The following is a 15,038-nucleotide window of genomic DNA, read 5'->3' as shown; positions in this document are numbered from 1 at the left end:
TTAAGTCATGAAACATTATCTAATTTTTGTTGCTGTCGGCGTATCTATGCTGGCAAGCTCATGTTCGAAGTTTTTGGAGGAATCCACACAATCCGAGCTGATACCACGTTCCGCCGAAACGCTCAATGAATATCTTCTGGGCGATGCTTACCCCAATACATTTGCAATAAACCCTTTGGAGATGTACATGAATGATGATATCGGTATGATCGCCTATGTCACCACGACCTCAACCCATGCGGTATATACCTGGCAACCGAATATGGTTGAGACGGGGTTGGGAGCTGCAACGAATCAGTCTTCCTGGAAATCTATTTATGCCGCTATTCAAGCCTGTAATACGACGTTGGATTACTTGCCGAAAGTGACAGGAACGGAGGCTTTTAAGAGTTATGTTGGCGGACAGGCACAGCTATTACGTGCCTTCTATTATTTCAACCTGGTCAATATCTATGGACTGCCCTATAACGACAAACTTAGTGATCCCAAAACCAATTTAGGTGTCCCGTTATTATTGTCAGGCGGAGTTGAAACCACCTTGAAACCACGTAATACCGTAGCGGATATATACACCCAGATCGAAAAGGACCTGCAAGAAGGGACTGCGCTTATTGATCAAAGTAAGCAAGTGCATAGCAAATATAGGTTTGGCAGTGCTGCTGCGCATTTATTGGCTTCCCGTGTGTATCTCTATATGGAAAAATGGGACGAGGTGATTAAACATACCGATCCCTTACTTAATGGACCTTATCAGCTGATGGACCTGCGCAATTGGGGGGAAGTGAAGCCACTGGACAAACCTGTTATCAGTGCGGGTAACCCTGAAACGATCTGGGCATTTGGTTTAAGAGGAGACGTGATCATGCAAGATACATCCGCTTATCGCATGCCTTTGGAATTAAGGAACAGCTACAGCCAAGGCGACCTTCGCCATGGCGTCTATTGGGCTAATGGTGTAACCAAAAAATTGCACATCGGCGATTTTGGGTTGAAAAGTGCACAGGCCTTTCGTCTTTCAGAGGCTTATCTGAATCGGGCAGAAGCATTGGCTCAATTGTACAAGCAAGGTAACGCGGATGCAGGACAAAAATGCGTCAACTTGATCAATAGTTTGCGTGAAAAGAGGTTTCAGACCGATAAATATACGCCCTGGAAATTGGAACAAATTTCCAACGATATTTTGCAATATATACGAGACGAACGTCGCCGGGAGCTCTATAGTGAGGGGGGGCGATGGTTTGATTTACGCCGTTATGGAATGCCTCGCATTCAACATACATTTTTCACCTCGACGGCACAAAATGAAAATTACATCTTACAAGAGCGCGATCCGAGTTATGTTCAGCCTATACCGCTACGGGTCATTGATTTGAATCCAAAAATAATTCAAAATCCATTATCCCCAATTCGTCAACCTAAAAATTAATTGTCATGCAAAACAAAATTAGATTACTTTTCATCAGTCTTGTGGTTGTAATGATGTTAGGGTCTTGCAAGAAAGAGGTCGTTCAAGCTGATGCCCCCCAGCCCATTTATACCTTGCCACAGGGTCATAATGCTTTTGACCAATTTATTGTAGATTTTCATCAGAAATATGGGACGTACATTTTATATCAATTTAACGACGTCGATTTCCGCTGGGATTTTACCCGAAATATTCCCTTTGTGGGTACGCCAGGGGATCCAGAACGTGTAGCTGCCAGCTTGACATTTCTGAAAGATGAGTTCTTTGGTTTTTATGCTGAGGATCTTTTCAAAAAAATGACTCCCTATAAAATTATGCTATGCAAGAAAATTATTCCTTTGGAACCTTCCTCCGAGGTGCCCTTGGAGGGATTGGCGGATGCAGTCTGGTCGCAGAGCCACATTGCATTCGGACATGTCGATAAACGATGGGACGGCTTTTCAGAACAACAGAAAAAACAGGTCAAAGGAGCGATTCACGGTGCCTTCTGGGCTGCCGCCTGGGCAGGAAACAAAATCCAGATTGCTCCCGATTTTATTAAAGGAATCCCCTACTCCTATGTGCGGGAAGACAATTATAAAATGTATGGGGTTTTTGCGGTTCCAACTACTCCCTATAAAGACTTATATGAGTATATATCTCGTATCACAAGCCATACTAAAGCTGAATTAGACGAGAAATTTTTCAATACACAATTTGACCCCACGGGCGTATATCAAAGAAAGTACAATGATTTGATTTCATTCTACAAAATCAACTATAAAATCGACCTGCAAGCCATTGGAGATGCCAAGCTGCATTAATTACTAAAGAAAAAGAACTGAATATGAGTATTTTAAAAGTGAGCCATTTGTCACATAAATATGCGTTGAACTGGGCCATACGTGATATCAATATAGAGATCAACCAAACGGGGATCGTCGGACTGCTGGGATCCAATGGTGCCGGCAAGTCGACGACCATGAATATTATCTGCGGAGCACTGAACCAAACCGAGGGAACGGTGCTGATCAACGGGATCGACCTGCGGGCAGACCCGCTCCGTGCCAAACAACAGATTGGCTTTTTGCCTCAAGTCCTGCCCTTATATACCGACTTGACTGTCGACGAATACCTACGCTATACCGCAGAATTGCGTTTGATGAAATCGAGTGAGATTGCCATGGCAGTTGAAGAAGTGAAGGAAAAATGCCAGATCAGCCATTTCAGCAACCGTTTGATCAAAAATCTTTCCGGCGGATACAGACAACGTGTTGGCATCGCACAATCCATTATCCACAAACCAAGTTTGGTCGTGATGGATGAGCCAACAAATGGGCTGGATCCCAATCAACTGATCGAAGTACGTAAGTTGATCCGTGAAATTGCACAAGACCGCACGGTATTGCTTTCCTCGCACGTGATGAGCGAGATCCATGCCCTGTGCCGGGATGTTATCATGATTGAAGGCGGGCGGGTTATCTTTTCGGATACCATGGATGCCTTTAATAATTACCTGCAGCCGCAGAGCCTTTTGATCCACTTGGAGAACCCGCCGGTATCCGGCGCACTACAAGCTGTTGATGGGGTCACCAAAATAGACTTCCTGAGCGAAAAACAGGTCCGTATTTTCTTTGAACAGGGCGAGGATATCGCCGAACGCCTCGTTGCGGCCAGTGTGGAACAGGGCTGGCGGCTGAGGGAGATCAGCATGGAAAAAGGGGTACTGGAAGATGTGTTTAAGCAGCTCTCGAGCCAGGCAAATTAATAGTGAAAATTTAATGTACAGTAATCGCCTATCAATTGAAATAACCCTTGTCCGAAAAGCACAGCCACGGCGTGAAATAAGCGGGGTATTCTATATGGCCTTTAAAAAAATATTTACATATGAAACTTATATGCAAGATTGCGCAAAATGAAATCCGTAATCTTTTTTACTCGCCCGTCGCCTGGTTCTTAGGAATCGCTTTTTGGGTACTTTGTGCTTTGACCTTTACGGATAGCCTGGTCCAGATGGTCAATATTCAGGAAGTTAGCCTGCAGAATAATCCTGCCTTTGAAGGATTTCTTTGGGCTTCCCTGACGAATATAATTTTGATTAAAGGTTCCCTTTTTTCGGTCGTTATAAGCAACTTGTACTTCTTTTTGCCCCTATTGACCATGGGGCTTATCAGCCGTGAGTTAAATAACGGAACGATCAAGCTACTTTATTCCTCCCCTGTCAAACCCATACATATCGTGCTTGGTAAATACCTGGCCATTGTATTTTATTGTGTTTGCCTGTTGGGGATCCTGAGCATTTTTTTGGTCATCAGCTTATTCACTATCATGCATGTGGATGGCGGCATTGTGCTCTCTGCGCTATTGGCCCTTTTTCTATTGATCTGCACCTATGCGGCAATAGGGATCTTTATGAGCTGCCTCAGTACGTATCAGATTGTATCGGGCGTGGCTACATTCCTGCTTATCTTTGCTTTATCTGCAGTAGGACAGCTCTGGCAGGAATATGATTTTGTTCGTGAACTGACCTATTTCCTATCGATAGGTGGCCGCACGGAGCGCATGCTGAAAGGACTCATTACCACCAGCGATATCATTTACTTCCTGTCGATCATCACCATGTTTGTGTCGTTTACCTATTTTAAGGTGAAAGGTGCTACGACATCCAGGCCCTGGGCAAAAGCCTTGTCGCAATATGCAATCGTCGTTGTGATCGTTCTTACCGTGGGTTATATTTCATCAAGGCCTGCTTGCATCGCTTATTGGGATGTGACAAGAAATGATGTCAATACCATTCACCCCAAGGTACAGGATATCCTCCATAAATTTGATAAAGGCTCACCCTTAAAGGTCACCTTATATGTCAATTTGCTGGACAATAGTATCGGAAGAGGTGGAACACCGGATCAGCGGAAAAGTTATGAGATGAATCTCTGGGAAGGCTATGTCCGGTTTAAACCCGATATCCAATTTGACTATGTCTATTACTACGATGTGATGCCCGGTGATAGCAGCCTGTATAAACAGTACCCTAACAAATCGCTCAAACAGATCGCCGAAATCGTCGGGAAAATAATCCGTGTCAATCCGGACCGGTTTATTTCGCCCGCGGAGATCCGCAAACGCATCGACCTGACAGCTGAAAATAAACGCGTTGTCATGCATCTGGAATACAAAGATAAGGAGACCTTCCTGCGGACCTACGATGATGGTATGTTTTGGCCGGATCAGATGAATACGGCTGCGGCTTTCAAGCGCTTGCTGCAAGAAGATCTTCCTAAGGTACTTTTTACCAGCGGCAATCTTGAACGCAGTATCTATAAGACCGGCGAGCGGGAGTACAACTACCTTTCACGGGATATCGGCAATCGACAGGCCTTGATCAATATGGGTTTTGACAGTGACACCATCGACCTGGATCATCAGGATATTCCAAAGGGTATCGCGGCATTGGTTGTTGCAGACCCAAAAACAAGCTTGAGCACATTAAAGCAGGATAAAATACGTAAGTATGTCAATAACGGTGGGCCAGCAATGTTTGTCGGCGAGCCGGGAAAACAGGATTTATTGAATCCGTTACTTAATGATCTGGGTGTCCAGTTTAGTCCGGGAACACTTGTTGAAGTGACGAAAAATGAAACCCCCGATATGGTACGCCCGATGATTACAAAAGAAGGATTTAGCCTGAGCGACCAATATCGGATCGAGCGGGACCGACTGCGGATAGGAAAACCAGTAGCACAAGGCTCCATTGCAATGCCGGGCATGGTGGCGGTGTCCGTGACAGGGAAAACAGACTTCAAGCCACTGCAGATTTTGACAACAGACCCTCAGCGCAAAGCGTACAATACAATAGATAAGCTGATTGTTGACTCGGTGCCCCCTGTATTTACGCCGTCCCGTGGTGATACACAAAAGGCAAGTTACACGGCCATGCTTGGTTTGTCGCGCAAAAAAGGTGATTCCGAGCAACGTATCCTTGTCGCCGGAGACGGAGATTTTCTATCCAAATTAAGGCAAGGCGCTGGCATGTTTTCAGTGGCCATGTTCAGCTGGCTGGACAATAACCGCCTACCGGTATATGTAGTTCCACCCGAGCCCATAGATATATTCTTCACCATATCGAACACGACAGCGCAGACCATCCGTGCCGTGTCGTTATATCTTATGCCAGCACTGCTCTTGCTCACGGGTGTTGTAATATTAATTAGACGTAAACGTAAATAAACGGAGATTATGCTACTAGAAACAGATGTACAGACCCTCGAAGATCTACGGATCTTTGGAAAAAGGGACCAGTCAGGAATTTTCGAAATCTATAATAAAACACGTACACGTGGTGGTGAAAACCTCCTGCGTGATTTATTTCGGCAGCCCTCAGCGGATCAAAAAACAATAACGGACCGCGTGGCCATTTTCACCTATTTTTCCCAACAGCAGGTCGCCTTTCCTTTTGATCCGGCGATGTTTGATCTGGCGGAAAAATATATTCGCAACCGTACGGTTTCCACAGGGGCCAGCAGCCAGGGATTGGGGGAGCGCGACATCCAGAATGGTGTGTCGGCCATTATCCAGTTTTTGAATGGGCTGCGAGATTTTATGGAGAACGAAACGATGGTCAACGCAACAATGTATGCTACACAGCGTAGCGCGATCTATGCTATCCTGAATGAAGCTGTGTTTGAGCCGGTATTTAAACAACACCGAGATGGGAAAGTAGCTTTCTCAGCGATAGCGGCGTACGATCTGCTTTTCCGAACCAAAATATATGCGAAGATCGAATCTTTGCTGAATCAGGTCTATTTACTTGACGTATATCTGGCGATTGCAGGCATCGCCAGGGAACGCAATTTTACGTTCCCCAGCGTACATGCCAAGGGAACCCGTATACTGACAATTGACGGGCTTTACCATCCTGAGCTGAAGCAGCCCGTAGCCAACGATGTGACCATGGCGGGTACGATGAGCCTCGCCTTATTAACCGGTGCAAATATGGCTGGCAAAAGTACTTTTCTAAGATCCATTGGAACGGCAGTATACCTCGCACATATGGGTTTTCCAATTGCGGCTAAAGCCATTGATATTTCGGTCATGGACGGATTATATACCACCATCAACTTGCCGGATAACTTGGGTATCGGTGCAAGTCATTTTTACGCAGAGGTGCTGCGGGTCAAGAAAATAGCAGCCGAACTGGGCAAAGGCAGATCGCTATTCGTCATTTTTGACGAGCTGTTTCGCGGCACCAATGTAAAAGATGCACATGAAGCGACGGTAGAAGTTGCCACTGCATTTGCCCGAAAAGATACAAGCCGGTTTATTATTTCGTCACATATTGTGGAGGCAGCCGAGCAATTGAGCCAGGTGGATGGTGTCAATTTTTGGTACCTGCCCACACAGATGGAGGGGACTAAGCCAGTCTATACCTATACCTTGGAGCCGGGCGTCACAAACGATCGGCATGGGATGCTCATTATTCAAAATGAAGGTATCCTGGATATCCTAAAAAACGGAAAGAAGAAATTGGGAACACCCAAATTGGAAAAAACGCTATAACGAGAACGATGAATAAATTTAAAATAGATAAACAAACCCTCGACGAACTTAATCTGTTGGGAAAATTTAGATCGGGTACCATCTACAATTTATTTAATCAGGTACAGACAAGGGGCGGTGAACAACTGCTGGATGAGATGTTTCATAATCCCCTGACCGATATGCAGTCGATCAATGACCGGAGTGCTGTATTCCAGTTTTTTCAGCAGCAGGATGTTACATTTGACCTAGACCGCCAATCGGTGGCAACCGTACAGGAGTATCTCGACACCAGTTCCTTTGGTAGCAAAACATTGGTCTATGGGGCCGCTGTATTGCACAAATTACTGGCCAGCCTGGCTCGTGACGATCGCTATAAAAAGAATGTGCAGGGACTACAGGCTGTCATTCAGCTGCTGAATACCGTAAAAGCAATAATGCTTGGGCTGAAAGGAGCTATCGGTCCATTTAAAGAAAGAATCCAAGCGGTCGAGGCGCTATTGGCCCACCCCTATCTGGCCAAACTGTCGCAGATGGATATTTATCAGGCCTTACCCCTGAGCGTATTGGCCTTTTACGAGCACCTGCTCAAAGGAAAGCTATTGACAAGTTTGGAGTCACTGCTGCTCTTTGTGTATGAAGTGGATGTCTACCAGTCTGTAGCAAAAACTGCGGAAGCCAATAATTTCACCTATGCCAAAGCACTGCCGGAAACGGAAAATCGCTTGCGTTGCGAAAATCTGAAACATCCCTGTATCCCCGGCGCAATAGGAAACGATCTGTCCCTGCATGAGGCGAGCAACGTCCTGTTTCTTACCGGAGCGAATATGGCCGGCAAATCTACCTGGATGAAATCACTGGGAATAGGAATTTATCTGGCGCACATGGGATTTCCGGTGGCTGCGGACAGCCTTGAATTTTCGGTGCGCGAGGGGTTGTATTCGTCGATCAACGTGGCCGACAATATCGGACTTGGTTATAGCCATTTTTACGCCGAGGTAATGCGTGTTAAAGAGGCAGCTCTAGCGGCTGCAAGCGGTGCCCGACTACTCTTGATCTTTGATGAACTCTTTAAGGGAACAAATGTGAAGGATGCCTATGATGGTACGCTGGCCGTAACAAGCGAGTTTGCCGAGTACGAGGCTTGCCTGTTTGTCGTTTCCACACATATTATCGAAGTGGGGGAAGCACTCCGGTCGGTAGGAAATATACAATTCCGTTATATGCCAACGGTGCTGGAAAATAATATCCCACGTTATACTTACCGTTTGGAGGAGGGTATTACCGAGGATCGGCAGGGCATGATGATCATCCGGAATGAACGTATCCTGGAGATGATGGAAACTTAAACAGTAATTAAGTAGAAAGGGGACAAAAGATATAATAGATCATTCTGATTTTAATTTTATTTCTATGAATACTTCGTATATTGGTATGGTTAAACCTATGGAAATTATGTATAATTCTTTAGAAGAGAAGGAGAATCAGCATGCTTCCGAAATACCTATAATTCTTTCGGAGCAGCTATTGAACAAGTTTTTTGATGAACATTATTCTTTTCTTTGCCAGATTGCCATGAATGTTGTTGACGACGTCGAGGCGGCCAAGGATATTGTGCAGAATTTCTTTTTATATTGTTGGGAAAAAAAATCCCGTTTGAAAATTCATGGAAATTTGAAATCCTATGCCTATCGTTCGGTGCGCAATTCATCATTAAATTATTTGAAACGCTTGACAAAGGTAAACTACGATAGTGAATATATCTTTACTGAAGCCGTAAAGATACCCTTGGATTCAGAAAAAGAACGGCATGCCATTGAAGATAAACGCGAAAAGATGCTATGGGATACCATTGCACAAATGCCCGACAAACGGAAAGAGATCTTTTTATTAAGCCAAAGGGAGGGGTTAACTTATGTTCAGATCGCTAAGAACCTGGATATTTCAGTGAATACTGTGAAAACACATATTAAACTGGCCTATGTTTTTCTTCGATCAGAATGTAAGTGGTTGCTGGTTGTTATTGGTTGGTTGTTAATCTAAATAGAGAAGATATGAAAGATGATCATATTGATTGGGACAAGCTGTTGGAACAGCTTAACGCCAAGGAGCATCAAAATATGGATGAGTTATCCAAGGAGGAAGTGGATATGCTTTTATTCTCCGAAGAGGTCCGCTTTAAATTGAGGAAAAAACAAGCTAATGAGCAATTTCCTGTACAGGAGGGAAAACTTGAATTTTCCCGGCGAAAAAAACGGCACAGGCTTTTGCAATTTTTGCCCTATGCTGCGGTGCTGCTTATTTGCCTGGGAGCAGGTATATGGATGCTAAACCGGAATACGACATCTGTGGATACCGCAAAGCAATCGGTATGGGCTGGCAATCCGTCCAAAAAAATCACATTGCAGAGAGCTGATGGCGAGAAAATCGCGATCGATGCACAGCATCGGCAACTGGATGAAAATGGAAACACAGTCTTGATCAACAACGGCGAGATAAGCTACCTGGGACAAAAATCTACCCAAAGATCGACAGCCAAACTTGCCTTAAACCGGCTCGATGTACCCTACGGCCTTCAGACGAAAGTAGAACTGGCAGATGGGACAACAGTCTGGGTAAATTCGGGGACTTCATTCAGCTATCCTATTCCTTTCTCTGCGGATAAAAGGGAGGTATATGTGGAAGGTGAAGCCTATTTTGACGTGGCGCATGATCCCAAAAAACCTTTTGTGGTCCATTGCGGGAAGGTAGGGATCACAGTGTTGGGAACGGCCTTTGGGGTGAATACATTTGGTGGCGCCGTGGTGACAGCATTAGTGCGGGGGAAAGTGGAGCTAAAGGTAAATGGTCAATTGCAACAGTTAATGCCCGGTAATGTAGGGAAATATAACACTGATTCCGATAAGCTCTATCTATCCGATGATCCTATCCGTGATTGGGTGGCCTGGAAGGATCATGTGCTCTATTTTGATGACATGAAACTGGAAGAGATTGCCGAGAGGTTGAAAAGGCTGTACGATTATCATTTTATATTTGATGATCCAGCATTAAAGGAACTTCGATTTACGATCGATATCGAGCAGACCGCAGCGATACAGACTGTATTGAAATACCTACAAGCGAGTGTGCAAAACGTTGATTTTAAAGTGATCGGGCGAGATATTCATGTTATGGAGGTAAAATAGGTAATAGCAGAAAGCCATTATGAATTATTGATACTAAAAAAGGAGACAACTATTGAAGCTGTCTCCTTCCAAACTTTCGCAATACCTACAGACGAGATCTGGTCCATCTCCAAAGCAGAAGCAGAACCAGGGCAAAGCCAACAAACCAAAAATACGTAGCAGATAGCATCTTGTTGATACTGCGTTCCTGCTTGTTACCTTTTTGTTTTCCCTGTTCGTTTTTTTCAGTCATGTCTTGCATATGTTTGCTCCTACTTCTCCCCGATTCTTGTGTTATTAAGTTCCCCGCCTTTGCGAACAGTCCGCTATCCGCATGGAAGCGAAAAGCACTGTCCGTCCAAAAATACCACAGGCGGGAAAGCGTATCCTGCCGGAAGGTATACAGCCGCTGACGCTGTTCGCTATGCTGCCAGTCCATTTCAAATTCTTCTCGTTTATCGCGCTTTTTGTTTTCATATATTTTGCAGGAAGCTAGCGTAAACACGCCAATGAGTATAGACAAAATACGAGTTCTTTTTATTTCCATAAACCACCTCCCCTCAGTCCAGCCAATTTGAAAATGCATAGACCGTAGCCAGCGGCCGCCGCTTGGACAGTACCCGATCCGCTACGTTTCCTTCAATCGTCAGCAGCCAGTTCCCTTTGATTCTCTGGACGATCCCCACATGGTTGATCCGTCCCAGCCTTTGGTTATAGATGGCAAATAGATCCGCCGGCCGGATGCTCCCCGCCCGGATCTGCTGACTGGTATAGCGCCGGGCCACCGGAAAGAGCGCGGGACTCCAGGCATTGCGTGGAACCGCTAGTCCCGCCTGACCATAACACCAGGAGACAAAAGCCGCACACCAGGCGTGCCCTTTCCCAAGGCCTATATAGGCCATATATTCTTCCACCCTAGCACCATCATTGCTGCCTGTCGCTTCGTGAACACCGATCTCTCCTACGGCGATATCCACAATACGTTTGCGAAGAGCGACCATGCGATCCCGATGTCCAGGTCTGGCCCCCATAGCCATAGACCTGGGCTGAACTTCTGCTATTTCTCGCTCTACAGCACGATAGCCAATACCGCCAAGAAAGAGAACAGCGACAAAAAGAACACCGAAAAATAAAGAATACATTGTTGCCATGATGTCAATTGATTAAAGTGATAACTAAGGTCTTGCCTAAAGAATTTAAAAGGCTGCCAAAGAATCTCTTGCAACCAGTAACAGCAGTAAATTGCGAGCAATCCTGCTAGAATACCAAATAACAGCACGGAGAGAATACCGATATCCAGTACGCCAGCTGTGGGATCTATTGCCTGAAGCAAAAGACCTGCTGAAATAAAAAATACGAGCAGACTGGCCAGCACTATTCCGAGCAGCTGCCTACTTGTTAAAGGCCAATAGATATCCTCGATACCAGTGACCATTTCGTTTTGTAATGTTTTCATTTGTAATAAATTATTTAATAATCCAATGTATAGTACCTAAGCAAATAGCCCTAAGTATTGGCTATCAGAAAAATTAGCTTTGTCTCTATCATGTACAATCAAGTACAGATGTACGGGCAGCTCTTCCATTCCTTCTGGCAGCCGCAGCTGCAACTTGCCATCATACCTCAGGGCTGCTTCTTCATTGATCGCCGCCAGTTCATGCGCGATAGCGTAAGCACATAGGATGATCCCATCATCCCATTCATTGCGTTTCACTTTATCCGTTACCGGATTCCAGCTGAGCGCGATATCTGCTCCTTTTCGCTCTAATGAATATACTTTCAACGCGGACTTCATGCCTGCGCTCAGTTTTGCTTTGGCAGGGTCTACCTCAATATTGGGATAAGTACCGATCATGGCACTCTGTAATATTGCGGACATCGCCCGACCGATAGGCGTCTTTCTATTTTTACGTGATTTATAGCCCATCTGCACGATATAATTCACCGGATTCAGGAACTTTCTTGCTTTGGTGAATTTCATCCGAACTGTTTCAGTTCCATTAACCACAAAAGCTTTACTTTCTTTTTGTTTCGCTAGTATTTTCATTTTATTTAATATTAACTCCCACATCTATGCGAGGGTAAACAATAACTATAAGATGACCGGCACCATGCACCGGCCATCTCGTTAACTCACTAGACCAGGTCTAGTTCACCTAGATAGTTTGTCCGACTGATTCGCTTGTTCTTGCGATCCGCAAAGAAGAGCCATAGCTGCCCTTTACTTCCGAGGAAGTGTTCGGGCAGCTCGATATCCACCGTCCCCAAGCCCCGAGTTGGAGGTTCGGGAGCTGTCAGGAATTCGTCCAGCTCCGGATGGTATAGTAAGATGTAGACAAGGTCGTCCAATTGCCCGTTTTGAATGGCTATCGCCTTATTTGTCCAGCTGATCATCAACATTCCGGCGGCTACCTCTGCCTTTACTGTACCCCCGGGTTGCAAACTCCCCTGGGAAATTTGTACCTTAGCATAGTCAAGCACAAAGTTGGGGTATGTACCCACCACAGCAGTCTTGATATTGGCCTGCAGCGCCGCATTTGTTGGCGTCATCGTATTCGCATTGATCTGCGAAAAGCCTACCTGCACAAAGGGCGCGATAGGCATTATAAATTTGGCAATGGTGTAGAACCGAGCCTGCTGAATCAGTTGCTCCTCAGTCGCAGGCTTGTTGCTCTTTTTTGAAAGCCCACGGATGTAATCAATGCTTTTCCAGCTCGCCCCTATTACTGACCCAGCCTTACCGCTGAATCCACCATTTGCACCTTTTCTAATTGTTCCCATGTTATTATTTTTTAAAAGTTTAAAACATGTAAAAACTTGATTTTTACCGGTATATCATGCTTTACAGCAACAAACATAAAATCGATAATTGGCAATTTCAAGGCAGAAAATCGGATAGTCCGGTCGCTGTCCTAGCCCTAGTTTTCCTAGGATTTACAGGGCATACAATTGTCCGTTCGCTGTCCCTGCCAAAAAGGTCTCTGTAACCAGGCCAATCCGCTATTGCCGCGATATTGCTTCAATCCTGCGTCGTGCCCTATCCGTACCTGATTCGGCATTTATTAACTGTTTCTCTACTTATTATCTACTGTTTTCCTACTCTTTTGGTAGGGAATTAGTGGAGGATATGTAGCGGAATATAGCAGTGAATGCGAATATGGTATGAAGCAGTAGCGAAGAAGCCTTGAATAAGGGACGGGAAATTGAAAGGAGAAAGCTTTGCTATCTAAAAAAAACGAAATCAAACGAAAGAAGAAAAGTGTTCGGATTTTGGGAAAATTAATCCGCGAGGTGGTGGTATTTCTTTTTGAAGGCTACCATATCCGTATGTAAAAAATACTTGCCGGTATGGTCTTTTTTGAATGGAAGTATCAAGCCCTGTTTTTCACAGCGGTAGAGTGTTTTTGAAACAATGCCTACGTAGCGGCATACTTCTTTGCTATGCACCAGTTCCAGCGGAGGATCGGGCAGTTTTCGGAGAATCAACGCTTTGATCTGCTCGGAAGAATCGGTGATCTTGTCAACAAGATACCTGAATGCGTCGTGCAAACAGGGCTGGCGACATTCTTTTGGCTTAGCAGAAATGTCAAAACAGCCCTCACAATGTAAATATTTATTCATAGACTGGAATTTAGGATCAATCGCCCTCCCCTTTCACAGTCGGAAAACCAATTGATCGGGTTTATAATAATTGAAGATTTTCATACCTACACCACTTACCCCATCCCATTATTCATGACTTTTAAGAATTTTATTTCGGTATTGCATAGCCTGTTCAGAAAGTAAATTGAGAAATTTACTTTTAAGCCGACTTGAGCTTTTGACCATCAGATTGGACCGTCTTAAAATTGCATGAAATACCCGCTCCAGAAAGGACAGGATTTCTGGATGGGTGGTACTGACATTTTGTAGCATAAATAAGGTAAAAAATGCCTTTTTAGGCTTATTTCCCACTCCCATTAATGTAATCCCCTCGCGCATGACCGATTCAAAATCATAGAGTTCGATCCATGCTCCCTTTATTTTTTTACCTTCCAGAATGATGGGATTGAGGTATTTCACGAGCTCATCGACCTCAGTCAGCAACCCTTCAACAGTCTCTTGCTGTTCAAACTTACCATATACATAACACTCATCAATGAGCCGGAGCAGTTTTTCAAAAGTATGTCTATCCCATATTTCTTCACTGCCAATAGCAGCATAGCTTTCAAATATGGTACGAAAGCGTAATGACAAGTCAAAGTGCTTTACTTTTCTCAGAAACTCTTCAAAGGTGATTCTTTCATCCACAATATGATGATAGTACATAAAGATCTTAAAAAAAGCCAGTTGCTCAAAGCCCACCAGATGAAACAGTGGCACCTCGGAACATACCATTTTTATCCAGGGACTGTCCCTGCTGGCCAAGGTTTCCATTTCCTCGCAGAGGGCCTCGATATATTGCAGAAGGTCCGTAAATTCGAGGCGCAACAGTGGTATATAGCTGGAGTCGATTGACAATACAGTCTGTGGTGCAAAACCCGATGATTTTTCAGGTCTGGCTTCTGCTGCTGCCTGCTGTTGCAATTGTCGTTCGATATCGTACATACGGACATCGAAATGGCGAGCAAGCCTATAAAATTCGGGACCAGTCAAATACGTCGTACCCCTTTGTCGATTGCGCAGCGAACGCTTTTCAATGCAAAGCAATTCCATCATTTCCGATGTCGTTCGATCAGGGTCTTTTATTTTTTCTTCGATAATCTGAAACAGGATAAGTTGTATATCAATATCAGGCTGCATAAACTGGATAACGCTAAAGTTAATTATTTAAAATAATAAACTTTAAATATAACACAAACCTTAATTGATTAAAAATAAAACTTTATATGATACAACTATTTTACCAAACGATT

The 15,038-nt window shown here is 44.5% G+C and carries 15 protein-coding genes; 8 read left to right on the top strand and 7 right to left on the bottom strand.

From position 1 onward, the window contains the following. Positions 1–7 precede the first annotated feature (7 nt). The 8 genes from M2408_RS12270 to M2408_RS12235 all read left to right on the top strand — a co-directional run bounded on the left by M2408_RS12270 (position 8) and on the right by M2408_RS12235 (position 10,164). Positions 8–1,426 carry a RagB/SusD family nutrient uptake outer membrane protein gene (locus tag M2408_RS12270; RefSeq protein WP_259182174.1) on the top strand — a complete coding sequence of 473 codons (1,419 nt, stop codon included), beginning with the start codon at positions 8–10 and terminating at the stop codon, positions 1,424–1,426. A gap of 5 nt (positions 1,427–1,431) precedes the next feature. After that, entirely contained in the window at positions 1,432–2,268 is an 837-nt protein-coding gene (locus M2408_RS12265; RefSeq protein ID WP_259182172.1) for a hypothetical protein, read from the top strand. 23 nt (positions 2,269–2,291) lie between these two features. After that, positions 2,292–3,212: an ABC transporter ATP-binding protein gene (locus M2408_RS12260; RefSeq protein WP_310446865.1), complete on the top strand. Its 921-nt coding sequence runs from the start codon at positions 2,292–2,294 to the stop codon at positions 3,210–3,212. A gap of 119 nt (positions 3,213–3,331) precedes the next feature. Further along, complete coding sequence (locus M2408_RS12255) at positions 3,332–5,671, top strand: Gldg family protein (protein WP_259182171.1); 2,340 nt, start codon at positions 3,332–3,334, stop codon at positions 5,669–5,671. 9 nt (positions 5,672–5,680) lie between these two features. Then, complete coding sequence (locus M2408_RS12250; RefSeq protein ID WP_259182170.1) at positions 5,681–7,000, top strand: MutS-related protein; 1,320 nt, start codon at positions 5,681–5,683, stop codon at positions 6,998–7,000. 8 nt (positions 7,001–7,008) lie between these two features. Further along, positions 7,009–8,328 (top strand): MutS-related protein, encoded by a 1,320-nt coding sequence (locus M2408_RS12245; protein ID WP_259182168.1) that lies wholly within the window; start codon positions 7,009–7,011, stop codon positions 8,326–8,328. A gap of 64 nt (positions 8,329–8,392) precedes the next feature. Beyond that, positions 8,393–9,022: an RNA polymerase sigma-70 factor gene (locus M2408_RS12240; RefSeq protein ID WP_259182167.1), complete on the top strand. Its 630-nt coding sequence runs from the start codon at positions 8,393–8,395 to the stop codon at positions 9,020–9,022. A gap of 11 nt (positions 9,023–9,033) precedes the next feature. Continuing rightward, positions 9,034–10,164 (top strand): FecR family protein, encoded by a 1,131-nt coding sequence (locus M2408_RS12235; protein ID WP_259182166.1) that lies wholly within the window; start codon positions 9,034–9,036, stop codon positions 10,162–10,164. 85 nt (positions 10,165–10,249) lie between these two features. Here M2408_RS12235 and M2408_RS12230 read toward each other — a convergent pair whose 3' ends face one another. From M2408_RS12230 to M2408_RS12200, 7 genes are all read right to left on the bottom strand, one after another. After that, positions 10,250–10,666, bottom strand: a complete 417-nt coding sequence (locus M2408_RS12230) for a hypothetical protein (protein ID WP_259182165.1) — start codon at positions 10,664–10,666, stop codon at positions 10,250–10,252. 37 nt (positions 10,667–10,703) lie between these two features. After that, entirely contained in the window at positions 10,704–11,294 is a 591-nt protein-coding gene (locus M2408_RS12225; RefSeq protein ID WP_259182164.1) for a CHAP domain-containing protein, read from the bottom strand. Beyond that, positions 11,213–11,599: a hypothetical protein gene (locus M2408_RS12220; RefSeq protein WP_259182163.1), complete on the bottom strand. Its 387-nt coding sequence runs from the start codon at positions 11,597–11,599 to the stop codon at positions 11,213–11,215. The genes M2408_RS12225 and M2408_RS12220 overlap by 82 nt, the downstream gene beginning before the upstream one ends. Before the next feature lie 36 nt (positions 11,600–11,635). After that, positions 11,636–12,190, bottom strand: coding sequence for a DUF6266 family protein (locus M2408_RS12215; protein WP_259182162.1), 555 nt, complete (start codon positions 12,188–12,190; stop codon positions 11,636–11,638). Between the two features lie 89 nt (positions 12,191–12,279). Then, the gene (locus M2408_RS12210) at positions 12,280–12,924 is read right to left on the bottom strand and encodes a DUF6266 family protein (protein ID WP_259182161.1); all 645 of its coding nucleotides are present in this window, start codon (positions 12,922–12,924) and stop codon (positions 12,280–12,282) included. A 498-nt stretch (positions 12,925–13,422) separates the two neighbouring features. Next, positions 13,423–13,764: a hypothetical protein gene (locus tag M2408_RS12205; RefSeq protein WP_120258755.1), complete on the bottom strand. Its 342-nt coding sequence runs from the start codon at positions 13,762–13,764 to the stop codon at positions 13,423–13,425. Between the two features lie 108 nt (positions 13,765–13,872). Next, entirely contained in the window at positions 13,873–14,925 is a 1,053-nt protein-coding gene (locus M2408_RS12200) for a hypothetical protein (protein WP_259182157.1), read from the bottom strand. Between the last annotated feature and the right edge of the window lie 113 nt (positions 14,926–15,038).

The organism is Sphingobacterium sp. BIGb0165, from assembly GCF_024810095.1.
In the GTDB taxonomy this organism is placed as follows: Bacteria; Bacteroidota; Bacteroidia; order Sphingobacteriales; family Sphingobacteriaceae; genus Sphingobacterium; species Sphingobacterium detergens.
The sequence above is the reverse complement of the archived record's forward strand: the minus strand, read 5'-3'. Positions and strand labels throughout refer to the sequence as shown.

Excerpts from the sequence above, each read along its gene's own strand:
- M2408_RS12270 (WP_259182174.1), top strand. The coding sequence starts at position 8 with ATGAAACATTATCTAATTTTTGTTGCTGTCGGCGTATCTATGCTGGCA.
- M2408_RS12265 (WP_259182172.1), top strand. The coding sequence starts at position 1,432 with ATGCAAAACAAAATTAGATTACTTTTCATCAGTCTTGTGGTTGTAATG.
- M2408_RS12260 (WP_310446865.1), top strand. The coding sequence starts at position 2,292 with ATGAGTATTTTAAAAGTGAGCCATTTGTCACATAAATATGCGTTGAAC.
- M2408_RS12255 (WP_259182171.1), top strand. The coding sequence starts at position 3,332 with ATGAAACTTATATGCAAGATTGCGCAAAATGAAATCCGTAATCTTTTT.
- M2408_RS12250 (WP_259182170.1), top strand. The coding sequence starts at position 5,681 with ATGCTACTAGAAACAGATGTACAGACCCTCGAAGATCTACGGATCTTT.
- M2408_RS12245 (WP_259182168.1), top strand. The coding sequence starts at position 7,009 with ATGAATAAATTTAAAATAGATAAACAAACCCTCGACGAACTTAATCTG.
- M2408_RS12240 (WP_259182167.1), top strand. The coding sequence starts at position 8,393 with ATGAATACTTCGTATATTGGTATGGTTAAACCTATGGAAATTATGTAT.
- M2408_RS12235 (WP_259182166.1), top strand. The coding sequence starts at position 9,034 with ATGAAAGATGATCATATTGATTGGGACAAGCTGTTGGAACAGCTTAAC.
- M2408_RS12225 (WP_259182164.1), bottom strand. The coding sequence starts at position 11,294 with ATGGCAACAATGTATTCTTTATTTTTCGGTGTTCTTTTTGTCGCTGTT.
- M2408_RS12220 (WP_259182163.1), bottom strand. The coding sequence starts at position 11,599 with ATGAAAACATTACAAAACGAAATGGTCACTGGTATCGAGGATATCTAT.
- M2408_RS12215 (WP_259182162.1), bottom strand. The coding sequence starts at position 12,190 with ATGAAAATACTAGCGAAACAAAAAGAAAGTAAAGCTTTTGTGGTTAAT.
- M2408_RS12210 (WP_259182161.1), bottom strand. The coding sequence starts at position 12,924 with ATGGGAACAATTAGAAAAGGTGCAAATGGTGGATTCAGCGGTAAGGCT.
- M2408_RS12205 (WP_120258755.1), bottom strand. The coding sequence starts at position 13,764 with ATGAATAAATATTTACATTGTGAGGGCTGTTTTGACATTTCTGCTAAG.
- M2408_RS12200 (WP_259182157.1), bottom strand. The coding sequence starts at position 14,925 with ATGCAGCCTGATATTGATATACAACTTATCCTGTTTCAGATTATCGAA.